Here is a 23,133-nt window from a genome sequence, read left to right as displayed (position 1 = left end):
AATAAGGTGTTATTATTCCTTGTTGATTTTCGTGTAGGGTTGGGGTTGAGAATTCATAGGCGGAGATTTTCCGGCTATTGTTTGTAGAGGAACCTAAAGAAGCAGGATAAGCGGAGATATTCCGGTTAACTGTTTTAAAAAAGACAAATTCCAAGGATCTGGAGACAATAAGCGGAAAAGCTCCGCCTATTTTTAAAGAAATATGGGTATTTCACAATTTAAACGGAAATTCTCCGCTTATTCTAAACACAGTGAAATCAATATTCAGTTTTAACAAATCCATTAATAGTAAAAAAACAGACTCTATAAAGAGCCTGCTTTAGTTTGTTACATTTATTAAGCTTTACGAACGTTAGCTGCTTGAGCTCCACGTTGACCTTGCTCAACGTCAAAAGTAACTGCTTGACCTTCGTCTAAAGATTTGAAACCTTCGCCTTGGATTGCTGAGAAATGTACGAATACGTCTTCTCCGCCTTCACGCTCGATAAATCCGAATCCTTTTTCTGCGTTAAACCATTTTACTTTACCTTGTTCCATTTTTGTTTCCTCCAGCTGTGTGTTTTACACACAATGTGTTACTATCTCTGCACTCAGTGATCATCAAGACGAAAAGTTAATCTTATACTATCCTTTACACCGAACAAAAATAATTCTTTTAAAGCTTAACACTTAATAAGATAAATTGCAAGGAAACATAAACACACGATATTTTTTACTCATGAATTTCCATTTCTGATTTTAGAATTCTATTTGTTCCTATTTGATTAATGCACCTCTTTGTTGAGAAGCGGTGATTTTCGATATTTTGTAGATTGTTCAAAAGAATACGCTAGCTTAATTAATGTTCCTTCACTAAAGGTGCCGCCAGCAAAAGTTATGCCGAAAGGTCTTCCATTTTCCATATAACCTGCTGGGACTGCGATAGAAGGATAGCCAGCTTTAGCGCAAATAGTAGAACCGATATACGAAGGAAACAAAATCGTGTCCAAATTATACTTTTTCAATGCATAATCAATACCTTGTTCCTGGGAAAAATATAAATCTTCTAGTTTAGCATTTAAATATTCCGGATTCGTCAATCTGTTATCCGGTAATCCTTGTCTATATTCAAGCATATTCTGTCCATACTTTAATGCATTCTCTTCATTCTTTTTATTAAATTCAATTAATTCTTTATCTGAATGTACCGGCAGATGAGACGGCAGTTGGGAAAGGTAATTTCCTAATGCATGTTTCATTTCGTAAATAGGAACTCCCCAACTCCATTCCCTATTAAAAGATGGAATCTCAATACCCTCTACGACTTCTGCTCCTTTCCTTCGTATTGCTTGAACAGCATCGTTAAAAAGGTCTTCATCATATTCATCTGATTCCCTGTAATAATTTTCAGATGCGTTTCTAAAAACACCAATTCTCGCACCCTTTAATCCTTCCGAATCTAAAAAGGAAGTATAGTCTTGATAAGAAACACCTTCACTTTTATAGGTAGCCGGATCAGATGAATCGACATTCGTTAATGCACCTAATAAAATAGCTGCGTCAGTCACTGTGCGAGCCAAAGGACCCGGGGTATCTTGTGTATATGTAAAAGGAACCGTTCCACTACGGCTAATTAATCCAACTGTTGGTTTAATCCCCACTACCGAGTTTTGAATGGCAGGACTAAGAATGGACGCGTCTGTTTCTGTTCCAATGGATAATACCGTAAAATTGGCTGCGACCGCAACAGCGGAGCCTGAGCTAGAACCCCCGACAAAAAATTCTCCCGGACCATAAGGGTTTAACGTTTGACCTCCTCTTGAACTGTAACCTGCCCACATCGTGGTAGACATTCCATTCGCTAATTCGGTCATATTGGTTTTCCCAATAATAACAGCCCCCGCTTCCCGTAGTTTTCTTACTAAAAAGGCATCTTTTGTACTCAAATGATTCTCTAAAGCTAAGGTGCCTGCACTTGTATGCATTCTATCTTTTGTTTCGATATTGTCTTTTAGCAAAACAGGAATTCCGTGAAGTGGACCTCTAGCTCCTTTCGTTTTTCTTTCATGGTCTAAACCCTCTGCAATAAATATGGCGTCAGGATTTATCTCCAGTATAGAATTCAATTTGGGCCCACTTTGGTCATACTTTGCTATCCTGTTAAAATAATACATTACCAGTTCTTTCGAGGTTAAAACTCCCATCTCGAATGCTTCTTGTATTTCTTCAATAGTTAATTCTTCTTCGAGAATTTTTTTAAAAATGATCTCCAAAAAATTATTCACCCTTTCAACTTGATATTCAATACCAAATAGATTTAACGAAAATGAAGCTTTTATTGAATAGGCATATATGACACTTGCCAAAGCCCATCTTCATTTTTAATCATCTGAAACCCACTTGATCCTTCGCCTCCATCATATTCAATATATCCTTCATAATCACTCGTTTTTATGAATGTTCCTTTATCAATATTATTGAATTTCTTGATATTTTGTTCGTCTGAACCTCTGTCAGATTCAGGGATTCTTTCATCTTCTTCTTTTGACCATTGAACATAACCTTCTCTGTCTGTATATAAGGCATATTGAACATCATACTTTTTATCAAACACTGCTTTTACATATAACTTCGCAATACTTATTGGTTCTAATCCATTTAGATGTTTTAAATTAAAATCTTTTTGAAAATCACTATAAACCTCTTCTTCTTTAGCAGTCAGTTCAAAAAGGGGTAATTCAGCAGCATCATCGACAATTACTTTATCTTCAACTGTCTTATCCTCTATAGCTTTTTGTTCAGTTTTTTCCTCACTACAAGCTGATAATAAAATTGTTCCAGCTATTACCACTATACAAAAATATTTATTAATCATTAATCATCTTCCTTCACAATGAATTTGCTATGTTAATATATTTTGAAAAGCTAGCTATTTTTTGTAGAGTTAATCCCGTTAAGCACAAAAAGTGCCACCATGATTGGTGGCTCATTCTGAGAATGTAAATTTCTCAAGGTTTTCTTTTATTAATTGGAATAAATAAATCAACTCTACATTTTCCTTCTGTATCTTCGGAAGTAATATTCATATTAAATTCTAGGTTAAATCTAGTATAATCTGCCTCAAAATCGCTATTTGGCAACCATTCACCAAACATATATTGATAAGCAAAATTTAGCTTTTCAGGTGTATCATAAAATGGATACATGGCGTATTGCCCGCCATCCAACTTCTTAAACTTTATATCCTGATGTTTCTCTTTATCAAATCTATCTGGAATTGTAACACAAGCATCGTGACGGCAATCCTTGCCTTCAACTAAATCAGGATTATCTAATGAAACTCCGATAAATGATTGTTGAGGAGGATATAGCCCATTGGTAATTGCCCAATGCATGAGCCTTCCCCAGTGTTCTTGTGTTTCAAAATAACTCCCAGTACGTCTAAAAAACGCTACTTCGGTTTCAGGTAATTCTTTTATTATAATGTTCATCTCAGAAACACCACCAGTTGGAAGTATTTTGGCCATAACATATTTCGATATCTATTTTAAAAATTCCTTCTTCATCGAAAGGAAAATAAACAGGACAGTAATAAAAACTTCAATGAGTACCTTTTATCTTAGTTAACCAACATTCATTATCTGCTTTAATGCTACTCCACTTCTGTTTCTTCATTGTCCCCCAATTTGAAAATAACGCTGTCCTTATTTTTCTTGAATAAGAATACTAGCCCGCAAATGAATAAAATAGTCCCAAAGACAGTAATGAAAATGGCTGGGGAGATTATTTTTACAAAGGAAAGTCCAACCATAATCATCCCAACTAAAAGATAGTGATTGATGGCATGTAAACGAAAGGTATTCTGCATGATGTGCCAGGCGTGATGGTAACCTTGTAAGAAACCCAAGATAACCTGAAAAATAAGAGTCAGATAAGGAAGCACTTCAAACGAAGTACTTATATTGCCAACCAATAAATATATTCCGCCCATCCCCATGTAGAGAAAAGGGATAAACGAGATAGCTGGTTTTTTTCTAGCTTGAAAAAGTCGATATCCTAAGGCAGCACTAAAAGAAAAAGCAGCAAAAAGCCAGGTAAATAAGGTAAATGTCAGTGAGGCTTCTTTTAACCAAAGGATATAATACGGAAAAATAACAACCTGACCGACGGTTACAACCAAAGGGACATAGCGTTCACTCAAAATCTTCATCCGAGGCTCCTTCATTCAAAATAATAGTCATAAAAGATGTTTTGAAAAACACCGTTTGGATCTCTTTTTATTTTTTCTTCATGAAACATCTCCCATGATGGATAAATCTTTCTAAATTGTTCAATTGTTTGATACTGATAATAAGGGAGGTAATATCCTCCTCCGTGCTTGAGTGTCAAATCCGTCCATCCTTGTATAATTGCCTTCGCATGATCAATCTCTTTTTCTTTTAAGCCATGTTGGATTAAGATGACGAGGCCAAACATATCTCCTTTAGCATAATTCAAATATGTGTAGTCATCCTTTGCTGCATAGCGAACTGTAATGTTATGAATTTTAAAATCTTCATTTTTATCATTCGACGGGAGAAATCTCCTTAAGTCGCTTATATATTCTTCAAACTGCGCCACTGGAACAAAGAACTCTTGCAGTACTTCTACCCTGCCAGGCTTTGTGAATTCCATAAATGCAGAATTCCCGCGCATTGCGTTATTTCTTGTAATCTCGTCTCCATCAAGTGACTTAATCAGCAGCTTTTGATTTTCCCAGAAAAGGTCCTCTAACGCTCCGCCTTGCCGGCCAATATCCAATGCCAGCTTACCAAAACGGGCACCGCGCTCTTTTTTTAGCTCTGTTTGATGATCCTTTTTTCCAGTATTCTTGTAATCTATTACATACATTTCGTTCAAAAAAGAATGGGGAGCAACACTTACCCTTGCATAATGCATGGAGGTACCATCATTACGTAATAGATTTGAAAAATAGGCTTCATACTCATTTGTTTTAAGTTCTTCTGTATGGATGGTGTAAACATCGTTTTCCGTTAATTCCAGCGTGACATCTAGAATGACACCGAATAACCCATAGCCGCCAAATACATACTTCATCCATTCCTCCGAATCATTTCGAGTTACCGTTTTTATATCCCCTGTTGGAGTCAGAATAGTCATTTCTCTGACAGTTCCTGCCATTGGACCAAAGGTGATATCCCGCCCATGAGCATTAACGGAGAGTGATCCGCCTATGGTGAAAATCGACTGTGATTGAGTGACCTTTAAAGCCAGCCCATAAGGTTGAATCGCTTCCTGAACATCTTCCCAGGTCGCTCCAGTTTCTACCTTTATTGTTTTGTGCTGTTTATCAATTTTCAGAATTTTATTGAATGTCTTCATATCCAATACGATGCTATCCTTGTAATACGTATGTCCGCCTTGTGAATGCTGCAATCCGGCGATGGAAATCTGCTGGCGGTTTTCATTTGCTTCCTTCACTATTTTTTGTAGTTCCGTTCGACTGCCTGCTTTGACGATTCTATCGATGCGTTCAGGAAGCAGACTTGTATAATCTGTTGTCAAACTGCTTTGTGTAAGGCCGTATTTTCTTTTTTCAACCGGAATGTTTACTAACACCGAGATAACAAAAATACATACTAAAGTTCCTAGAAACCATGGGTTTTTATGTATTGACTGTTTTTTATTATTCCTAGGTGATGTCTCCATTCAACCACACCCCGAATAGTGTAATATTACACTAATTTTAACAGGTTATGTAAATTTTTTGCAATACTATATTTTTATAAAAAACTCATTTCAAAAAAGAATCATAAAAAGGTCAGCATCTATGCACAGAGATGCTGACCTTCTTGACCTAGTTAAGAACAGATTGAGTTTGCCTCCTAGATTCAAGTAACCATTTTATAATCGGAGGAGTAACAACCGTTGATACAATTACAACAACAACGAATGCAGCATATAAGTCTTGAGTAATTATATTCGATGATAAGCACATTGCTGTTACCTACCTGCGCTTCTCCCATCTTACCTACCAACCCCAATTACATAAGTATAATATGTATCTTTTTGACTCAGCTAATTAGTTGTTTATCTTTGCTGGGTTATACATAATTTTACAACACTAACAAAACCTAACATGAGTGGAATATGACGGTGGTGTAGATATGCTTTTTTCGCGGATTCAGTTATTGTTTGTTCTAATCCTCTTTATTGGAATTTCCAATCATGTTCTCATCATGCCTCATTTGCTGGCAACAGGAAAACGAGATGCATGGGTAAGTGTATTGGTTTCTTATGTTTTCTTATTGTTATGGGGATGGATCCTTTATTTGATTATGAAGAAAAACCAACAACGGCAAAGCCTTTATGAATGGATTAAAGGACGTGCAGGAAGTGTAATCTCCACTGTTTTCATCAGCATCCTTTCGGCGTATGTATTCACGATAACAGCGATTTCATTTTACGATTTAATTCAATCCATTAATATTTATTTTCTGCCACGAACGCCATCCTTTATTGTGATGCTGCCTTTTTTGCTGATTAGTGCGTGGTCCGCCTATAGTGGATTAAAATCGATTGTCTATGTTTCAGCGGTTTTATTGCCATTTGTATGGATGCTTGGGATCTTTGTTGCTTTGTTTACCATGAAAGATAAAGATTATTCTTATCTTTTTCCGATTCTTGCTGACGGCTATCACCCCGTTTTAAAAGGAACCATCATCATTCTAGGGGGCAGTGCAGATTTGCTAGTACTTTTACTTCTTCAGCACCATTTAAAAAAATCGTTTACCTTGCTCAACCTTATCGTTCTTATTACCATTTTAGTCGTTCTCATACTTGGGCCAACCATGGGTTCCTTATCTTCATTTGGACCTTCTGTTGCATCTGATATGCGATTTCCTGCTTTTGAACAATGGCGGCTAATTACATTGGGAGAATATATATCCCATGTTGACTTTTTAGCGGTATTTCAATTTTTGAGCGGTGAAATTATCCGAGTTTCATTAGGCCTCTTCCTGCTTGCAGATATGGTGAAAGGATTTTCAGCACCCCCTAACAAAAAGCATGTATTTGCCATTTCCACCGTTCTTTTAGGATTAGTGACAATCATCCCATTAAGTGATATATGGGTCCAAACCATCATCGGAAAATACTTTTATCCTGCTGCTTTAATTAGTGCGGTCATGATTTCGTTGGCATTATTAATCATTTGCCTCTTGCCTATGAAGAAAGGAATCCAAGAAATATGAACACGGAAAAATTAAATGATTCTCTAGCAAAAGGAACGTTGACTTGCGATGAGGTAACCAAATTCTTTCTCCCTTATGCCGATGTGAAATTTATTCCAAATGAAATAGAAGAGACACTGCAAGCTTTTTATTGCAAAGGGATGCTAGATTCAACACAGTTAAATGAGTATTTTAACCGAATTCTCCTGAGCATAAGTAACAAAGAAGCACGAAGTCATTCCGAAATGCTCCCACCCGTCCAACATATAAAAAAAATGGATGAAGTGGTGAATCATTTGTTTTCAGGCTCGCTAATTGTGTTTCAAGAAGGGCATCCGTTTTTTCATGTGTTTGATATTAGCAAGGTGCCTCAGCGGAATCCGGAAGAATCGAATACAGAGGTTTCAATTAAGGGCCCGAAGGATAGTTTTACCGAGGAGATGCATGTAAATATCGCTTTAATTCGCAAGAGAATGAAGTCGGAACAGCTTTACTCCGAATCCTTTACCTTGGGTTCCATTAGTAAAACAGATGTGTCGCTGCTATATCTAAATGATAAAACCAATCAAAATCTGATTCAGGAAGTCAGAAAGCGTCTTATGGACTTTAGTGGCGAAGGTATTGTGAGTAGTGGTCAATTGGAGCAATGGCTCTCCGACAACTCCCTCACGCTGTTTCCCTTGTTCGATTATGTAACACGACCAGATTATGTGATTGAAAGCATGTTGCGGGGCAGATTTATATTAATTGTAAGTGGGTCGCCCACTGTATTAATTGGACCCATAAATATTTTCGAGTTGGTAAAATCGCCTGAGGATGTTCATTTCCCTTACTATTTTGTTCTGTTTGGGCGGTTTATTCGGTTGATCGGCCTGTCAGTGGCCATGTTTCTCCCCGGCTTTTGGGTGTCGCTCGCTTCTGTAAATATCGACCAGCTGCCGTTTGCCCTTTTGGCTACGGTCGTTGTCTCGCGTGAAGGGCTGCCGTTACCCATCGGGCTGGAATCCATTTTTATTCTTGGGCTATTCGAATTGTTAAGAGAAGCGGGAGTTCGGATGCCCACCTTTCTTGGACAAACCGTTTCCATTGTAGGGGGTATTATTATTGGCGATGCGGCGATTCGAGCAGGGCTCGCTTCCCCCACAATGATTGTTGTCATTGCCTTAACAGCGGTGGCAAGCTATACGCTGGTAAACCAATCATTGGTTGGAACAGTAAGTATCCTTCGTGTTTATACCTTAATTCTATCGATTTTCTTAGGCGTATACGGGCTTGTTATTGGAATCTTTAGCATACTGATTTATCTCTCTAATTTGGAATCCTTTAAAATCGCCTATCTCGAACCGATCGCCTCGTTAAGATTTAAGGAATATCTAGCGGCATTGTTCGTAAACCCATTTGACCGAAAAAAGTTCGGAATATCATTTATTCAGAAGCGGAGAAAATAACATGAAGCGAAAATCAATGATGACTTGTTCTGCCATTCTTGTTCTTTGCCTCCTCTTTATTACAGCTTGTGAGCATGATATTGGTGAAATTGAAAACCAAAACTTCGCAACGGCCGTCGGTGTTGACTATCGAGATGGGGAATATTATGTTTATATCCAAATGATAGGATTAGGCTCTGTTGCCAAGAGTGAAGGTGGTGAAAAATCGCCGCCTGAGGTTTATGTATCCGAGACGAAAGGGAAAACGTTCATTGATGGATTTTTCAAATCCTATCATACCGCACAAGAACGGTTTTTGTGGGCAAACGTGACGGCCATTGTTTTGAGCGAAAATGTCTTGAAAAAAGGATTGGGCAGTGTCTTTGATGGTTTAACTCGCTATTATGAATTCCGGCCCACTCCATGGATTTTCGGGACTAAGGACTCCATCGTCGACATTCTCTCAACACCAGGTTTTTTTAAGCAAACCTCATTAAACACCATTCTGCACAGCCCGGAAAGCTCATATGAGCAAAGCTCCACCCTCATGCCCGTAAAGCTAAATCGTTTTGCGCGGGAGTTTTTCGACCCAGGCCGCACCACCTATCTGCCTTCACTCACGGTGGATGACACCCAATGGAAAAGTAATAAAAAGAAGGAACCCAAACTAGCCATAGATGGAGCGTTTTTTCTACACAATAACAAGTATAAAGGCTACTTTGAATATGAGAAATTGAAAGGGATGCGTTGGCTGACTCCCGAAACAATACGCGCTTCCCTCCTATTACCAAGTGAAAATAATCCTGAATTCATTACGGTGCTTGAAGACCAAATGGTCAAAATCCAACCGGTTAAACAACATGGAAACATTCGCTTCACCATTCTCTACCTTGCAAATGGGATTGTAAGCAATCGTATGAGAAACAACACCTTAAATGTGGAGGCAATGGAGGAGTTTGTAAAAAAAGGAATCATATCAGAGATAAGGCAATTATATCAATTAGGGTTAGAACATGATATTGACTTCCTTAACTTAGAACACCAGCTTTACCGAAAATACAACGCCGATTGGAAAAAACAAAAAAATCACAACACCCTGCTCCGAGAAGATAGCATAAAAACATTCGAAGTACACCTCACATTAGAACACGCGGGATCCTTTAAAAACCGGAAAATCGAGATTAAAGAATAAAAACCGGGGGGACGGTTCTGAGAAAACCGGGGGGACGGTTCCGATGGCTTTTTTCAGGGAACCAAAAACCGGGGGAAAAACCGGGGGGACGGTTCCGATGGCTTTTTTCAGGGAACCTGCCGGGGGAGATTCTCATTCAGTCCCCCGCTTCCCCCATGTTACTTTGTTTACCCGCCAATCAATACCGTCACAATGCGAAGCTGAAATGCCAGACTTTGGTTATTCCCTTTAGGGTAATCCTGCTTGAAATTTAATGTGAATCCTGTCTCGAAGTATCATATTTCACCAATCTCTGAACACCCTTCACTCTCCATATGCCAAATCCTATCCAAGCACCCAACATATTAAGGATGAAATCATCGATATCAAAACTTCCTCTTCTAGTAATGACCTGTATTCCTTCAATCACGAATAATAAGAAAGTCATTGACATTGAAAAGATCATTACCTTGTTTAGTTTTTTCATAAAGTAAGGCAGATAGATCCCCATTGGTAAGAACATAATCAAGTTGCCAACGAGGTTTTTTAGTGGTATATCCATATTCATACTTCCGCTAGAAATGGCATTTATATATAAACCTATCGTTTTAAACGGAACAAAGTTTGAAGAACTCTTCATATACTCTATCAAAGTCTGATCTGCCCATACATAACCCCTATAACCCAAGAATAATAGAACGACCAATATGAATAAATAAAAAATAAAACTGACACCTAAAACAATCTTTATTAACTTTTGCATTTCCCTCTCCTTTTCAATAAAACATCTTAACTCTTGCCCATTTCTTAATCCAGTCCTTTTTTGTAACTCTACTCTCGTAAACTTTCATTCTTTCTCCTGAAGCATAATGGAGTGTAGGTCTTACTTCTAAAATTTACAACATCATGAATCCCCCAAGGAGCAGTTAAGATCAATTCACCATTTTCATCTAATGTGACACCTAAAGCCTAGCTGTCTCGGGAAATGTTGTTAGGACCACTTGCAACACCTATTTTTCTCCATTATACAATTACTCTTCATTGCTTGTTCAACTAAATTCCCGGTTGTTCAAGTAGAAAGGCGACCCTCTATGTGGAAGAATCGCCCCTAGTTTTAAAATTTTATACACTTTTGATATTTACAGTGTCCATCTGCTAAACCAACAAGTTCAAACCCATTTTCCTTATAAAAGTGATTTAACTTTATATTTTCCGCAACACAATCTAGTTTAAGATATTCTTTATCACTTCCATGGTTCTGTATCCAAGCCAAAATTTTTCTCCCCATACCTTTCTTCATATATGCAGGAATAATCGCAAGTCTATGTACGTAAAGCGAATCAGCGGAAATATCGGCTCCCCAAATATGCCTATCCCATTCACTTTGTTTAGATGAAAGGGTAAATGTAGCGAGAATCTCGTTATCTTTCAAAACAATATACGTTTCTTGATTAGATATGGCTTGTTTAATCTCTTCATCGTCTCCACCCTCTAATAGAAACCTCCATTGATTTATTTCATGATTTTTCATCCATTGAGCTAACTCTTTTAACATTTTAATAATTTTTCTACTATCCTCATTCGCAGCAATTTTTATAGTGAAACCTTCATCGTAATTCATATTTTACCTCCAGAAAGATTGATTTGAACGTTTATGCTTGAATAGGCAAATATATCTGTACTTCTTCTCCTTCCTCCATAGTGTGATAAGTCTCGATTATATAAGAATCCAAATCTCTTTGATAAGCTTGTTCTACTATTTCACATTGCTCCTGCTTATTTTTATAGGCCAGTTAATAATTAGCTGAAAAACATTATCGGAAAAAATAGCCAATAATCATCAACAAAAACTACCATAAAAAAACCAACCAATAGTCCTACTCCTAGAAAAGTCGTGAAGTGTAATTTGTTTTTTATCATATTGAATGTATGACCGATAGCCAAGGCTAAAAGCACAAATGTAAATCCAACAGTAATCTGTCCTATACTAAAACCTGCAATAAAGCTGAAAATGTAAATACCGATAGCGGCAATCCAGTAAAGTTGATACCTGCCTTTGATAGCATAAAACGTTGACACAATCGATAGGATTAAAGCTGCAAATGCGATTACAGAAAAAATAAACATACTATTCCTCCTTTTAACTCTCCCCTGTAATTCAACAAATTCTATAAAATAGTCTCATTCCCTTCCCACCATCAACTTATTAGAAAAATAATCCAATTCCTCTGTTGTGTATTCATTACATATGTAATAAAATACTTACATATGATACGTTTTGATTCTGGCGATGAGTTGCTCCTAGTCTTAGAGGCTTTATCCAATCCACACCGTTTAAAAATTATTGCTGTTTTATCAGAGGGGCGACAATATGTAAGCCACCTCGCACGTGAGCTTGGCATCAGCAGACCGCTTTTGTATCTGCATTTACAAAAACTAGAGGAGGCTAATATTGTTTCAAGTGACATGGAGATTTTAGAAACGGGCCAAGCAGCAAAATACTATCAACTAAACGATTTTCAGTTTGAACTAAACGAAAAAAACATTCATGATCTTTCCTCTTCATTAACGATGAAGAAAAAGAAATAACTAATAATTTGAGGTGTAAACAAAATGGAACCACTTTTCGCATTCCTACCTTTACTAACTCTTTTTGCTCCTATTATATTTGTACTACTTGTCGTAATTTACATCATTAGATCGGTTAAACGGTTTGAGAAACGTGCAGATGAAAAACTTGCCTTAGACAAGGAAAATACACGACAGCTTCAATCAAAGGTAAATATTTTAGAAGAAAGATTGAGCGTCATTGAGAAAATGCTTAAAGAAGTTGAGTAAAATTAGAGCCAGGCACAAAAGTATAATGTGTCTGGCTCTCATTTTTTTCTCCAATTGATCTTAATCACATTGGGATGGGTAACCCCTACCTAAACACCCACTTATTTGATTTGAGTGCCCTGTGAACTAATTAAGGTTCCTACGTGGTTTCCTTGGATGATACCAGCCATTGCTCCCACACGATCAAAGTTAAATACATGTACGGGAAGCTCGTAATCTCTCGCAAGCAAGAGTGCGGATTGGTCCATCACCATGATATTGTTTTTTACGACATCATTGTATTCCAGGTGCTTATACATTTTGGCATCTTTATTTATCTTTGGATCACCTGTATAAACCCCTTCGACTCCTTGCTTTGCTACAAATATGGCATCACAATTCGTTTCAATCGCTCTTTGAACACTAGGATAATCGGTAGTGACAAATGGCTGCCCGTTTCCTCCTCCGAATATGACGATACTCCCTTTTTCCAAGTGATGAACGGCCCGTAATCGGATGTACGGTTCTGCCAGTGCTGTCACAGGAATAGATGTCATAACACGGATATCTTTGTCTGTTTTACTTTTTAATACACCTCTTAACATAAGGCTGTTGATGATTGTTCCGAGAGTTCCAATATTATCTGCTTCAACTCTGTCAATTCCCCATTCCTCTGCAAACTTACCCTTAAAGATATTTCCTCCGCCTACTAAAATACAAATCTCCACCCCTTGATTGGCAAGAGTAAGAATTTCTTTTGTGATATGCTCTAATTGTTCGGAGCCAAAGCTATTTCCCGAACTATTTGCGAGAGCCCCTCCACTTAACTTAATTAAGATACGCTTATACACTTTCCCCATCTCCCTTCGGTGGACATAAAAAAAGAACTAAAGCATTAAATAGCTGCTTTAGTTCTTTGTAAAATGAAAAAGAATGGAATTATAATTTCTAAAACTTTCCACTTTTTAGTCATAAATAATTCCTCCTTTTTCCAGTGATTTAATTTCCTTAAAATATATTACATTTATAGCCTTTTTACGTCAATTCGTTTTAAAAATATTTTTAATAGCGGCATTTCTCCTGAATATCTTTACTTTTTCCGAGGAATCGTTAGTGTCTTCCAATCATCAGCTTTTATAATTTTAGAGATAAAAACGATTTGCCCGACATGATAAGAATAATGGTACATTTGGCGCTCAATCGCTTCTATAACGGAGTGTGGTTCATTTCGGATTGTGATTGTTATTAAGAGGTGTTCTTCGTTAATTTCTTCCAAAGCATTAAGGAAGGTAGTCCACCCTAGCTCCCATAATTCCAGCACCTGTTCTTTTGTTTGCATATCTCCCACGAATTCATCATCACGATTACGGAACGGCTTTTCCCCATCCGTTGTAAGGAAGTCTGTCCACCGCGATATCATATTACCACTCATATGTTTGACGATAACCGCAACACTATTGGACTCTTCATTCGGAGACCAAAATAATTCGCTTTCATTTAGTTGCTCGATTGCTTTTTCAGCGGTTACTTTGGCTTCCTTTAACCGTTGTGTAACAGTTTTCAAATACTCCACAGAAATGTTCATATCATCACCTCGATATTTTTATATTCTATACATACTTGCTAAACCCTTTATTTAATACTATCCTGTTAAGCTGCTACACTCGTAAAAGGGTTGGTCAGCTTAGTCCAAATGGTATAATAGCAAAATAAAGAGCCATAACAATGGCTATTTTTTTACTAGCACTGTTACAGCCCTCTTAGTGGTTATCCCCGCATAAATCCACCTTCTGAATGGATGATCTGTCCCGTTATCCATTGTGCATCATCACTAACGAGAAACGCGATCACTCTTGCGACATCTTCCGGTTGTCCAATACGGCCCATTGGAAATTTAGGCAATAGATATTCCCTTATTCCCTCGTTCATCCACGTGGAATCTGTGGGTCCTGGGTTTACTGCATTAACCGTAATCCCTAATGGGGCAAGTTCAACGGAAAGGGACCTAGTAAAGGCCGTAATGGCCCCTTTCGTTGCGGCGTAAGCTAACTCACCAGGCATGGGTCCCAACTCTTGTCCCGACGTCATATTGATGATTCTTCCTGATTCAAATTGAGTTTTCTCAAAGCGACGAGCAAATTCTGCACAAAGGAGGAAAGTTGACCTCATGTTAACAAAATAATGTTCATCAAGAGTTTTTGCATCTAAATTTTGATAACCATCGCTGGTAGAATAAGCTGCATTATTAATCAAGATAGATGGAAAGCCAAGTATAGATTGGACGTTATCTAGAATAGTTGAGGCCGCTTCAACATTTGATAAATCTATCTTCATGTTTTGGCATAGGACTCCCATATTCGAAATCTCCTGCTGAAATTCATCAATCCAAGCATCATCAGAGTTCCAATGCGTAAAGAAAATATCCATTTCACAAGAAGCTAATTTACGGCATATCGCTGTTCCAATATCTCTTGGTTGGCTAGCTCCTGTAATGACAGCAATTTTATGATCCATTCACATTCCCCCTATTTATTGCAGGTCCAAATGGTCCATGGAGCTGCATTTTTATTACTTTACCCCCTTCCGTCGAGAAAGTGTATGCTAAATCAAAACTAGGTAGTCCTCAAAAAACACTTTTAGAAAGAAGGATTAGAGCATTGGAACTAACTGTTCAAGCAATTGAGGATCTTTCAGAAAAGTTATCTAACTAAATTGTTACAAGTGCGATGTCTCAGTATTTAGGTATCGTATTTTTAATGCTTCTCCCTTTAACGAAAACTTCTAGTTCGTTTAAGTCATTTTTTGTTACAATCATTTCACTTTCAGTAGACATGCTCGTAAATAAGTAGCTTACGTATAGTGTAGATAACTACTTTTTAGGAGAGATGTGTTTTGTATTACTATAATTATCCGTATTTAGACCACTTCATTAACGGCTATAACGTTGGTCCGCAATATCAACATGCTGCCAACAGAAATCCAAATTGGTCTCGACATAATCGTCCTGCAGCTAGGGTTAAAACTTATACTAAAGAAGAAGCTGCGGCAATCGCTTTACTTTTAGGCATTGATTTCAATAAAAGCAAGTTTGATTTAGAAGAGTTTTGGATGGGAGTAAATACAGAGCTGGAACATGGAAAAATAGCCAGCCAAACAAATGTTACTGGCGATGATCCTATTATTACTGGAAAAATTGCATTGGCTCATCTTAACGAATTTCCTGATTACTACAAAAGATTAAAGATCCTTGAGGCTCAAGCAAAAGCCTATTGGAACAAATGATTGAATAGTCTTTTGTTAATTCCTTGATGTAATAGTTACGTTGGATCTGGTCAGAGAATGGAATCAACAATGTGACTTTCTAGGAGAAAAAACCACATAATTCACTTGAGTTCATCTTAACTAACGGAAGCTAGAAAGAACTAAATGAAAACTAGCGCTTGGACCTAAATCCAAGCGTTGATAGATGTAGTAAACACTAGTTTTCCGGTTACATAATAAACCAATAAAGATTTTTCCTTATTAATTCTTATGGTATTTGTTTGTGGATCCACTGCTGCCCCATGATTCACAATCTGCCATATGTAAACTTCATAAATTTAAGCAATTAGGTCAAAATACATATAATATCCTTCATTATTTTGGTAAATAAAATACAACTGGGGAGCTAATAACATGAAACACAAAGTATTGTGCTGTATCTTTGCTTTGTTAATGGGGACTGGACTGCCGTCTTTGGCTGAAGATAATCCACTATCAGCTAAGGAATCTGTAGTAAAAGAAAGAACATACATATACCCTGAAAATAAAGAAAAGGTATTTACTGAAACGATCGATCAATTTTATGAGGCATTAAGGCGTAGGAGTTATCCTGTGCATCAGGAATATTACAATAAGCATTATGCTTTTTACAAGAAACATAAGAACAAACTTGGAAACATGGATAGTGCTCTTTTTAAAGACATGCCCGATGCATCCGTAAATTTCAGAAAAAAGATGCTGTTTCATGAGGTAGAAAAATTTTATTATATAACTTGGGATGGTAATGGAATGCTGACCTCCTACCCAGATATACAAATGAAATATAATCAAGCCATCAGTCCAAATCGCCAAGTATACTTTTTCTACTCATTCAAAGACACAGACAAAGAATTTAAAGGAAGATGCTCAGTATATGACGTAGAAACCAAACAACTCATTGCTGGTGGAGAATCTATCATTAATAGGAAAATGCCCAGATATGCATCCAATTGTAGATAACTATTACAAACAGTTAGATATTGCAGTAGAGTCACCGTAGAAAGTTCTCTTAGGGGCAACAGGAATTTTTACGTGCAAAAAAGCACAACTAGTAGACTGAGCTAATTGTGCCTTTGATGTTTTCCAGGCACCCATAAGGGTTTGATCCGATGATCTTTGACTTTCCACTTTTGGTTACATTTTCTCGTCAACAGACTTTAGAAAAGTAAAACACATATTATTCCGTTTCGCACTGATTACTTTCAATCGTTTTTATGATTTTAGCAGGTACACCACCTACAATTACATTCGCTGGTACATCCTTAGTAACAACGGCCCCTGCCGCAATGATGGCTCCGTCACCAATCGTTACACCAGGTACTACGGTAGCATTTGCGCCAATCCAGACATTTGCTCCTATCACAATAGGAGCAGGATACAAGGTGCTGCGTTTTCTCGGATTAATATCGTGATTAAGAGTAGCCAACACCACATTGTGCCCAATCAGAACACCATCACCAATTGTAATACCGCCCTGGTCCTGAAAACGACAACCTGAATTAATAAAGACATTCCTTCCCACATTGATGTTTTTCCCGCAGTCTGAATAAAATGGAGGAAACAGCGCGAATGTAGAATCTACTGGCTTTCCAATTAGCGCGGCAAACAATTCCCTGACTTTTTCTGGAGAATGGTACTGTCCATTCAGTTCAGCCGTAATCTTTAATGCTTCCTGTGATAAATCGTGCATCAATTTGTGTAATTCCGAGCTCCCTTCAACAGTTTCACCACGGTTCAAATGTGCTAAAAAATCATGTATGTCCAACCTTATCATCCTTTCAAAATGACTGTATTACCTCTTCAACCACAAGCTCATGACTTATTGGGTATATGAATCAATCAGTTATCCTATCCTTTAATCTATACCTATCTTTCTCTTACAAAGTAATATTAATTCCTAGAGTTAACTCTAGGTCAAGCAATAAATGTTCCTTCTATACAGGACACAAAGATATTTAGACTACCCCTTCGGTTGAACAACAGAAAGTATTAAATTTCTTTTTCCATCAAAACATTTGTAGTTTGATACCCTAATTTTTCATATAATCCTCTTGCTACTTTGTTATGACCAAATACGTGCAGACCTATATTATTCATTCCAAGTTTCTGCCCAACATCCTCTATTTGCTTCATGGCTTCCTTGCCATATCCAAATCCTTGGTACTCTTGTTCAATAGCAATATCATAAATATATCCCTTTTTTTCAGATAACCGAGCAAGCCAGATAACTCCAATGGCCTTGTCTTCATTTACAATACTGTATAAGAAATTATTCTCAGTTTTCTCACCGTTTGGCAATAGCCTTCCGTATTCCTCTTGCGCTTTACAAACAGATTCTTCCTCATTCCAATTTCCTGCTAACACTTTTTCTTCCGCATAGGTTTTAATTGCTGTAGAAATATATTTTTGATATTCAACCGAATTCATTAATACTAATTTAATCATTGATTTTCTCCCTTAGTAACTTTTATAAAATAGCAATGCTCTTGGTCACACGAACCATCTTGTGACCACTTTACCTTTATCCTCCACCTGTTTTGGTCACACGAACCATTCTTGTAACCACTTTTCCTTTATCCTCCACCTGTTTTGGTCACACGAACCATTCTTGTAACCACTTTTCCTATACCCTTCACCTGTTTTGGACACATGACCCTTTCTTGTGACTACTTTCCCTTTATCCTCCACCTGTTTTGGTCACATGAACCATTTTTGTAACCACACTACCTGTATTGTTAATTGAACAAAAAGGTTGCCTAAATCAAAGCTCTCATCTAAACTCTTGCCCCGTTAATTCAATTTAATCATTATTTACTAAGAACGCACTGGTGAAATAAGATGAAGATACGAAGAATGATCAATCGGTTCAATTAATACTGGCCTCATAGCCCCTCCAAAACTTAAACGTATTTCTTCTTCTTTAATTACTTTTAAGGCATCTATTAAAAAATTCCCATCAAGTGAAATGCGTAAATCAGTTTCACCTTTAATCGTTTTAATCTGTTGTGTTTCTTCAATTCTACCTATTTCGGATGAGTTAGAGGAAATTTTTAACCTTGTGCCATTATTATTGATTTCTAAATGTACATTGTTATGTTTCCATTCACTTGCAAAAAGACAAGCCCGATCAATCCCCATTAATAGTTGATTGGTATCGACCGTAATGATGGTCTTCGGATTAGTCGGCAATAATCCCGTAATGTTAGGATAATTCCCTTCAATTAACCTTGAAAAAAGTGAGATACTATTTGTTTTAAATACCATATAGCTGTCTGTTACAAATATATGTATGAAGCCACTATCATTATTTAGTAATTTGGAAAGCTCATTTAAGCTTGTACTTGGAACAATGAAAGAACCATTGATACTTGATTCTAATGCGAGTTCTCTTAACGCTAGGCGCTGGGAATTAGTGGAAACACACGTAAGGCGGTTTTCTTTAAAGGACATATTTACGCCTGTTAAAACAGGCCTAGACTCACTCTTTGAGACCGCAAAAGTAGTTTGTTTAATTATTTCAATTAATTCAATACTGGAGATTTTAGTGAAATGAGCTTCATCAATTTGTGGAAGATTTGGGTACTCTTCAGAATGAAAACCGTACAGGTTCGTTACAATTTCATCGGATTGAATGGTAACAAATTGTTTTTCATTTACTCTTAAATGTACTTTAGCTGGTAATTTCTTAACAATTTCATATAAATATTTAGCGGAAATAACAACACTACCTGTCTCATAAACTTCCAATATGGTAACTCCTTCACTCGTTAAAGGAATTACTTTTTCAATAACAATATCAGAGTTGCTGCCGATCAGGATTAAGCAATTATGATTAGCAATGATCTTAATTCCTGACAAAATAGGAAAAGGTGTTTTTAAAGATGCTGCTCTATTAACATCTGAAATTGCCTTGGTAAAACATTCATGATCAATAATAAATTCCATAAAAAAAGTCCACCTCATTATTATCGTTAGTGAACTAATTCGACAAAATACCTAATAATTCCTGTTATCTTAATCAACACTGCCAGGTTACTTAATAAAGTTCAAAAATTAGTTTATCTTTTTTTATTTTTACTAATGTTCTCGTTACCACGTTTAAAGTTTCCTGTTATTTTAGCTAACAATAACTGGACTTCTGTTATATTATCTTCAACTTCTCGAATTCTTGCGATAAGCCGTTCAGCCTAACAATCCTTTATCATTTTAATTTGTTTACCATTGTAATAGATTACAACACTCCCATTTTTCGTTGATTGATACGAGAATGGCTCTTCACTCAATCTATTTCGTTTATCGATTTCGCTCACAACATCCTCTCCTTCACTCTAGTTTCAAACATTATATACAAAAACAAACACTATTTATTCCACTCCGCCCTGGTCCTGAAAATGACATCCTTTATTAATGAAAACATTCTTACCTACAGAGATGTTTTTCCCACAATCTAAATAAAAAGAATAAAAATGGATGGGGAAGGACCAGAAGAGCCGACCCCACGGTTTTACACGTTTTTAATCTCCACCCCCGCCACAGCTTGAGCAGGAGCTGCTGCAGGACGAGGTAGAATTACATGAGCTTCCCGATCCGCAACTTGTACAACTTGATGAAGAGGTGCTGCTTATTTTCATGTAACTCGAAAATTCTTCATAATGAAAATAAGAAACAGATAAAAAAGGAACGAGCATTGCATTGTAATCTTTCCGATCTTTACTTTTTTTCATTTTGTCTTGTACGACGCCTTTATCATAATCCTTCACACCATTCGCTGTTTTTTTCATGGAAGAGATCAGCGTGAGTACAGTAGACATATATTTGGAATCACTTTTAAAATATAAATCTATAAGTTGGTTTTCTGGTAAACTTCTAAATTCATCAATAATCTTTGGATGTACAGGGTACCTAAAGAACCCCTTATAAAGATGGATATTCTCTTTTCTGATGATAAAAAGCTCCGAATAGACCCAATCAAAAAAACCTCGCAAATCAGGATCAGACAACTCTTTTACATTTGGACTGTGATGAAGAAAACTACCTAAATATTTTTTAGAAAAATCACCATACTCACGGGTAAACATGAGCATCTGATGCCATAGTTCATCGACTTTTTCGCTAAACATGGGAGACTCTTTTAAAAGAGAAGTCAAAATAAAGTAGCGTTTTAAATCTAGCAGGCGCCACTTGTACTCATTCTCCTTTAACTTGATTTCTTTATTGACCCTTTCTTCTACGTTTTTCATATAACTTTCACTAAGGGAATGTTCAAGGTTATCACATAGTTTTTTCAACCCCTTTAGTGGTTTGATCTCGACTGATTTTGGAGTTAAACCAAAACTAAATGAGAGTTTTTTACTTAAAAATAAAATAAACCAAATCACAACTGCAAACAGGACTAACCATGCCATCGAATTACCCCTTCCTAATAGCATACCTTTTAATAGCTCTTAATCGAAAAATAAAACAACTGCTTTTATTAATAAAGAAAAAAAGTGGAATCCGGTACTAGTAAACTCTCTACAATAAATCAATCTCACATTATTATTACGATTTTCATTGTGGAAAGTTCCATATTTTTTTTTCATTTAAAATACAAACCGGTAGTAACTCGGTCAATTGACTATTCTAACCAATGGTGTAATAATTTGTATGTATTTTTCTCAAAAACTAATAGAATGTTGGTGTATTTGAAATGGATTTTATTAAAGTTATAGAAGGCAAGAATAGCTGGAAACGATATTTATCTTCATTTATTGTAATTATTGTGTTTATCATTTTTGGAGCGCTGCCTTATCTCATCATAAGTGACTGGGTCGTTAATACCGATGAAAACCCAAATACATATTATGATTTTGAAAATGAAGATTATGTGGGAATTAACCCGTTACTTTATTTTGCTTTGATGAATTCACAATTTATATTTTGGCTTTTGGGCATTATTATTGCGATTCGTTTTATTCATAAACGCAAATTGATATCGCTCATTACGCCCAATAGAAAAATAGATTGGAAGAGATTAGGCTTTGGATTTATTACTTTTTTTTGTATCTTGGGGCTTACCTCTATCATCGATTTTCTGTTAAACCCTGGGGATTACTTTTTGAACGATATCAAGATCTCTGAGTTTTTGTTATTATTCGTACTCGTATTGCTATTGACTCCTCTTCAGACAACCTGTGAGGAATTATTTTTCAGAGGATACCTCTTACAGTTTTTCGGCAAGTGGATACGCATTCCATTTCTTTTATCTCTTATAGTAGGATTCATTTTTGGCGCGCTTCATTTCGCCAATCCTGAGATGGGGTATTCACCCATTTTGGTTGGCGCGGATTACTTATTAACAGGTTTCATTTGGTGTTATATCAGTGTCAAAACGAACAGTGCCGAATTGTCAATTGGAGCGCACGCGGCAAATAATATGCTGTTAGGGTGGTTCATCACGATGGATGACTCTGCCTTAGGGAACATTCCCTCCTTATTTGTGGTCAAAAATATCGATCCGGCCATTTCACTTATGTGGACCATTGTTTCTCTTGGAATTTTCTTATTTATTTCTTTAAGGAAATACAAATTTACCAGACATTAAAAAAGATGCCAGGCACCTTACTAAATTATTGAAGGTAACTGGCATCTTTTTTCGTATACCGCAGGGACGGTTCTGATGGCTTTTTCCTATGTCCAGGGTATTGATTTTCAATTCCTGCCACTTCCAATTTGATGAATTTCTAATGACTAACTAAGCGCCAAACTGTTTTAAATGATGATCAAGGTGCTTGTAAATTCCTTTTCCCCATTGTTCGCTACTAAGTTTACCGAAAAAAGGATGTGGCTGAATCTTACACTTCTCTGGACCATTATTTTGGAAAGTAATAATTTTTTGTTTCAATTTATTCTTCTCTTTTTCAAATTCTTTTTCAGCAACAATCAAAATCGTCGGAATTGTAGACATATTTTTGGCTAATGGCTTGTCGTTATAAAAGATTGGTTTCACAAAGTTTCCTATTAATCTTCCTAACCAATCTCTCGCAGGAAAAGAATTTCCCATGGCAATGTCTTGAAAGGATGAGCAATGTGCCAGCATTTGGGCAACATCCATTTTACCCCAGTGCGGTTTTGCATTTGGATTTAATTTGTCAATACGGTTTAAAATTTCCTCTGAATGCAATTGATTAAAAATATTTTTCATTTGTACACCTCTCTTTACAAATTT

27 protein-coding genes are annotated in these 23,133 nt (G+C 36.7%); 9 read left to right on the top strand and 18 right to left on the bottom strand.

The window, feature by feature from the left end:
* Positions 1 to 336 precede the first annotated feature (336 nt).
* The 6 genes from H0184_RS18640 to H0184_RS18615 all read right to left on the bottom strand — a co-directional run bounded on the left by H0184_RS18640 (position 337) and on the right by H0184_RS18615 (position 5,688).
* Positions 337 to 537, bottom strand: coding sequence for a cold-shock protein (locus H0184_RS18640; protein WP_027322891.1), 201 nt, complete (start codon positions 535 to 537; stop codon positions 337 to 339).
* 227 nt (positions 538 to 764) lie between these two features.
* Complete coding sequence (locus H0184_RS18635; RefSeq protein WP_221827534.1) at positions 765 to 2,252, bottom strand: amidase family protein; 1,488 nt, start codon at positions 2,250 to 2,252, stop codon at positions 765 to 767.
* 62 nt (positions 2,253 to 2,314) lie between these two features.
* Complete coding sequence (locus tag H0184_RS18630) at positions 2,315 to 2,854, bottom strand: RNA polymerase subunit sigma (RefSeq protein ID WP_260631666.1); 540 nt, start codon at positions 2,852 to 2,854, stop codon at positions 2,315 to 2,317.
* A gap of 133 nt (positions 2,855 to 2,987) precedes the next feature.
* Positions 2,988 to 3,470 (bottom strand): AraC family transcriptional regulator, encoded by a 483-nt coding sequence (locus H0184_RS18625; protein ID WP_221827533.1) that lies wholly within the window; start codon positions 3,468 to 3,470, stop codon positions 2,988 to 2,990.
* A gap of 161 nt (positions 3,471 to 3,631) precedes the next feature.
* On the bottom strand, positions 3,632 to 4,189 hold the full coding sequence (locus H0184_RS18620; RefSeq protein ID WP_221827532.1) for a hypothetical protein: 558 nt from the start codon (positions 4,187 to 4,189) through the stop codon (positions 3,632 to 3,634).
* A gap of 11 nt (positions 4,190 to 4,200) precedes the next feature.
* A complete protein-coding gene (locus H0184_RS18615) occupies positions 4,201 to 5,688 on the bottom strand; it encodes an FAD-binding oxidoreductase (protein WP_221827531.1) in 1,488 nt (495 codons plus the stop codon).
* 458 nt (positions 5,689 to 6,146) lie between these two features.
* On the opposite strand from H0184_RS18615, the gene H0184_RS18610 reads away from it, so the two are divergent.
* From H0184_RS18610 to H0184_RS18595, 4 genes are read left to right on the top strand one after another with little or no spacing between them, the layout of a single operon-like run.
* Positions 6,147 to 7,232: an endospore germination permease gene (locus H0184_RS18610; RefSeq protein WP_221827530.1), complete on the top strand. Its 1,086-nt coding sequence runs from the start codon at positions 6,147 to 6,149 to the stop codon at positions 7,230 to 7,232.
* Complete coding sequence (locus tag H0184_RS18605) at positions 7,229 to 8,659, top strand: spore germination protein (RefSeq protein ID WP_221827529.1); 1,431 nt, start codon at positions 7,229 to 7,231, stop codon at positions 8,657 to 8,659. Before H0184_RS18610 ends, H0184_RS18605 begins: the two co-directional genes overlap by 4 nt.
* 1 nt (position 8,660) lies before the next feature.
* A complete protein-coding gene (locus H0184_RS18600; protein WP_221827528.1) occupies positions 8,661 to 9,830 on the top strand; it encodes a Ger(x)C family spore germination protein in 1,170 nt (389 codons plus the stop codon).
* Positions 9,831 to 9,873: 43 nt separating this feature from the next.
* Positions 9,874 to 10,062 carry a hypothetical protein gene (locus tag H0184_RS18595; protein WP_221827527.1) on the top strand — a complete coding sequence of 63 codons (189 nt, stop codon included), beginning with the start codon at positions 9,874 to 9,876 and terminating at the stop codon, positions 10,060 to 10,062.
* 18 nt (positions 10,063 to 10,080) lie between these two features.
* Here H0184_RS18595 and H0184_RS18590 read toward each other — a convergent pair whose 3' ends face one another.
* The 3 genes from H0184_RS18590 to H0184_RS18580 form a co-directional block, all read right to left on the bottom strand.
* Complete coding sequence (locus H0184_RS18590) at positions 10,081 to 10,572, bottom strand: VanZ family protein (RefSeq protein WP_221827526.1); 492 nt, start codon at positions 10,570 to 10,572, stop codon at positions 10,081 to 10,083.
* Positions 10,573 to 10,923: 351 nt separating this feature from the next.
* Positions 10,924 to 11,430, bottom strand: coding sequence for a GNAT family N-acetyltransferase (locus tag H0184_RS18585; protein ID WP_221827525.1), 507 nt, complete (start codon positions 11,428 to 11,430; stop codon positions 10,924 to 10,926).
* A 179-nt stretch (positions 11,431 to 11,609) separates the two neighbouring features.
* Positions 11,610 to 11,936 (bottom strand): hypothetical protein, encoded by a 327-nt coding sequence (locus tag H0184_RS18580; RefSeq protein ID WP_221827524.1) that lies wholly within the window; start codon positions 11,934 to 11,936, stop codon positions 11,610 to 11,612.
* Between the two features lie 141 nt (positions 11,937 to 12,077).
* Between H0184_RS18580 and H0184_RS18575 the strand changes: the two genes are divergently transcribed.
* Both H0184_RS18575 and H0184_RS18570 read left to right on the top strand, forming a co-directional pair.
* The gene (locus H0184_RS18575) at positions 12,078 to 12,398 is read left to right on the top strand and encodes an ArsR/SmtB family transcription factor (RefSeq protein WP_221827523.1); all 321 of its coding nucleotides are present in this window, start codon (positions 12,078 to 12,080) and stop codon (positions 12,396 to 12,398) included.
* Positions 12,399 to 12,422: 24 nt separating this feature from the next.
* Positions 12,423 to 12,647: a hypothetical protein gene (locus H0184_RS18570; protein ID WP_221827522.1), complete on the top strand. Its 225-nt coding sequence runs from the start codon at positions 12,423 to 12,425 to the stop codon at positions 12,645 to 12,647.
* A 101-nt stretch (positions 12,648 to 12,748) separates the two neighbouring features.
* On the opposite strand, the gene pyrH is transcribed toward H0184_RS18570, so the two are convergent.
* From pyrH to H0184_RS18555, 3 genes are all read right to left on the bottom strand, one after another.
* Positions 12,749 to 13,486, bottom strand: a complete 738-nt coding sequence (gene pyrH / locus H0184_RS18565; protein ID WP_221827521.1) for a UMP kinase — start codon at positions 13,484 to 13,486, stop codon at positions 12,749 to 12,751.
* Positions 13,487 to 13,716: 230 nt separating this feature from the next.
* Positions 13,717 to 14,211 carry a DUF1572 family protein gene (locus tag H0184_RS18560; protein ID WP_221827520.1) on the bottom strand — a complete coding sequence of 165 codons (495 nt, stop codon included), beginning with the start codon at positions 14,209 to 14,211 and terminating at the stop codon, positions 13,717 to 13,719.
* 182 nt (positions 14,212 to 14,393) lie between these two features.
* Complete coding sequence (locus H0184_RS18555) at positions 14,394 to 15,140, bottom strand: SDR family oxidoreductase (RefSeq protein ID WP_221827519.1); 747 nt, start codon at positions 15,138 to 15,140, stop codon at positions 14,394 to 14,396.
* A gap of 378 nt (positions 15,141 to 15,518) precedes the next feature.
* On the opposite strand from H0184_RS18555, the gene H0184_RS18550 reads away from it, so the two are divergent.
* Both H0184_RS18550 and H0184_RS18545 read left to right on the top strand, forming a co-directional pair.
* Complete coding sequence (locus H0184_RS18550; protein WP_221827518.1) at positions 15,519 to 15,908, top strand: DUF5661 family protein; 390 nt, start codon at positions 15,519 to 15,521, stop codon at positions 15,906 to 15,908.
* Between the two features lie 393 nt (positions 15,909 to 16,301).
* Positions 16,302 to 16,886, top strand: a complete 585-nt coding sequence (locus tag H0184_RS18545; protein ID WP_221827517.1) for a hypothetical protein — start codon at positions 16,302 to 16,304, stop codon at positions 16,884 to 16,886.
* Between the two features lie 217 nt (positions 16,887 to 17,103).
* Here H0184_RS18545 and H0184_RS18540 read toward each other — a convergent pair whose 3' ends face one another.
* From H0184_RS18540 to H0184_RS18520, 5 genes are all read right to left on the bottom strand, one after another.
* Positions 17,104 to 17,616, bottom strand: coding sequence for a sugar O-acetyltransferase (locus H0184_RS18540; protein ID WP_396953605.1), 513 nt, complete (start codon positions 17,614 to 17,616; stop codon positions 17,104 to 17,106).
* Between the two features lie 299 nt (positions 17,617 to 17,915).
* Entirely contained in the window at positions 17,916 to 18,371 is a 456-nt protein-coding gene (locus tag H0184_RS18535; RefSeq protein WP_221827515.1) for a GNAT family N-acetyltransferase, read from the bottom strand.
* A gap of 369 nt (positions 18,372 to 18,740) precedes the next feature.
* Positions 18,741 to 19,871, bottom strand: a complete 1,131-nt coding sequence (gene dnaN / locus H0184_RS18530; protein ID WP_221827514.1) for a DNA polymerase III subunit beta — start codon at positions 19,869 to 19,871, stop codon at positions 18,741 to 18,743.
* A gap of 242 nt (positions 19,872 to 20,113) precedes the next feature.
* On the bottom strand, positions 20,114 to 20,236 hold the full coding sequence (locus tag H0184_RS28030; RefSeq protein WP_313771798.1) for a hypothetical protein: 123 nt from the start codon (positions 20,234 to 20,236) through the stop codon (positions 20,114 to 20,116).
* Positions 20,237 to 20,440: 204 nt separating this feature from the next.
* Positions 20,441 to 21,331, bottom strand: a complete 891-nt coding sequence (locus H0184_RS18520; RefSeq protein WP_221827513.1) for a glycine-rich domain-containing protein — start codon at positions 21,329 to 21,331, stop codon at positions 20,441 to 20,443.
* Between the two features lie 284 nt (positions 21,332 to 21,615).
* Here H0184_RS18520 and H0184_RS18515 point away from each other — a divergent pair, with 284 nt between their 5' ends.
* Positions 21,616 to 22,509 carry a CPBP family intramembrane glutamic endopeptidase gene (locus H0184_RS18515; RefSeq protein WP_221827512.1) on the top strand — a complete coding sequence of 298 codons (894 nt, stop codon included), beginning with the start codon at positions 21,616 to 21,618 and terminating at the stop codon, positions 22,507 to 22,509.
* Between the two features lie 150 nt (positions 22,510 to 22,659).
* Here H0184_RS18515 and H0184_RS18510 read toward each other — a convergent pair whose 3' ends face one another.
* On the bottom strand, positions 22,660 to 23,109 hold the full coding sequence (locus tag H0184_RS18510) for a DUF1569 domain-containing protein (RefSeq protein ID WP_221827511.1): 450 nt from the start codon (positions 23,107 to 23,109) through the stop codon (positions 22,660 to 22,662).
* Positions 23,110 to 23,133: the final 24 nt, after the last annotated feature.

The sequence above is a fragment of the Neobacillus niacini genome (assembly GCF_019749295.1).
GTDB classification, from domain to species: Bacteria; Bacillota; Bacilli; order Bacillales; family Cytobacillaceae; genus Neobacillus; species Neobacillus niacini_D.
The sequence above is the reverse complement of the archived record's forward strand: the minus strand, read 5'-3'. Positions and strand labels throughout refer to the sequence as shown.

What these genes read in the sequence shown, in the direction of transcription:
- H0184_RS18640 (WP_027322891.1), bottom strand. Translation starts at nt 537, where the DNA reads ATGGAACAAGGTAAAGTAAAATGGTTTAACGCAGAAAAAGGATTCGGA.
- H0184_RS18630 (WP_260631666.1), bottom strand. Translation starts at nt 2,854, where the DNA reads ATGATTAATAAATATTTTTGTATAGTGGTAATAGCTGGAACAATTTTA.
- H0184_RS18625 (WP_221827533.1), bottom strand. Translation starts at nt 3,470, where the DNA reads ATGAACATTATAATAAAAGAATTACCTGAAACCGAAGTAGCGTTTTTT.
- H0184_RS18620 (WP_221827532.1), bottom strand. Translation starts at nt 4,189, where the DNA reads ATGAAGATTTTGAGTGAACGCTATGTCCCTTTGGTTGTAACCGTCGGT.
- H0184_RS18615 (WP_221827531.1), bottom strand. Translation starts at nt 5,688, where the DNA reads ATGGAGACATCACCTAGGAATAATAAAAAACAGTCAATACATAAAAAC.
- H0184_RS18610 (WP_221827530.1), top strand. Translation starts at nt 6,147, where the DNA reads ATGCTTTTTTCGCGGATTCAGTTATTGTTTGTTCTAATCCTCTTTATT.
- H0184_RS18605 (WP_221827529.1), top strand. Translation starts at nt 7,229, where the DNA reads ATGAACACGGAAAAATTAAATGATTCTCTAGCAAAAGGAACGTTGACT.
- H0184_RS18600 (WP_221827528.1), top strand. Translation starts at nt 8,661, where the DNA reads ATGAAGCGAAAATCAATGATGACTTGTTCTGCCATTCTTGTTCTTTGC.
- H0184_RS18595 (WP_221827527.1), top strand. Translation starts at nt 9,874, where the DNA reads ATGGCTTTTTTCAGGGAACCAAAAACCGGGGGAAAAACCGGGGGGACG.
- H0184_RS18590 (WP_221827526.1), bottom strand. Translation starts at nt 10,572, where the DNA reads ATGCAAAAGTTAATAAAGATTGTTTTAGGTGTCAGTTTTATTTTTTAT.
- H0184_RS18585 (WP_221827525.1), bottom strand. Translation starts at nt 11,430, where the DNA reads ATGAATTACGATGAAGGTTTCACTATAAAAATTGCTGCGAATGAGGAT.
- H0184_RS18580 (WP_221827524.1), bottom strand. Translation starts at nt 11,936, where the DNA reads ATGTTTATTTTTTCTGTAATCGCATTTGCAGCTTTAATCCTATCGATT.
- H0184_RS18575 (WP_221827523.1), top strand. Translation starts at nt 12,078, where the DNA reads ATGATACGTTTTGATTCTGGCGATGAGTTGCTCCTAGTCTTAGAGGCT.
- H0184_RS18570 (WP_221827522.1), top strand. Translation starts at nt 12,423, where the DNA reads ATGGAACCACTTTTCGCATTCCTACCTTTACTAACTCTTTTTGCTCCT.
- pyrH (WP_221827521.1), bottom strand. Translation starts at nt 13,486, where the DNA reads ATGGGGAAAGTGTATAAGCGTATCTTAATTAAGTTAAGTGGAGGGGCT.
- H0184_RS18560 (WP_221827520.1), bottom strand. Translation starts at nt 14,211, where the DNA reads ATGAACATTTCTGTGGAGTATTTGAAAACTGTTACACAACGGTTAAAG.
- H0184_RS18555 (WP_221827519.1), bottom strand. Translation starts at nt 15,140, where the DNA reads ATGGATCATAAAATTGCTGTCATTACAGGAGCTAGCCAACCAAGAGAT.
- H0184_RS18545 (WP_221827517.1), top strand. Translation starts at nt 16,302, where the DNA reads ATGAAACACAAAGTATTGTGCTGTATCTTTGCTTTGTTAATGGGGACT.
- H0184_RS18540 (WP_396953605.1), bottom strand. Translation starts at nt 17,616, where the DNA reads ATGCACGATTTATCACAGGAAGCATTAAAGATTACGGCTGAACTGAAT.
- H0184_RS18535 (WP_221827515.1), bottom strand. Translation starts at nt 18,371, where the DNA reads ATGATTAAATTAGTATTAATGAATTCGGTTGAATATCAAAAATATATT.
- dnaN (WP_221827514.1), bottom strand. Translation starts at nt 19,871, where the DNA reads ATGGAATTTATTATTGATCATGAATGTTTTACCAAGGCAATTTCAGAT.
- H0184_RS18520 (WP_221827513.1), bottom strand. Translation starts at nt 21,331, where the DNA reads ATGGCATGGTTAGTCCTGTTTGCAGTTGTGATTTGGTTTATTTTATTT.
- H0184_RS18515 (WP_221827512.1), top strand. Translation starts at nt 21,616, where the DNA reads ATGGATTTTATTAAAGTTATAGAAGGCAAGAATAGCTGGAAACGATAT.
- H0184_RS18510 (WP_221827511.1), bottom strand. Translation starts at nt 23,109, where the DNA reads ATGAAAAATATTTTTAATCAATTGCATTCAGAGGAAATTTTAAACCGT.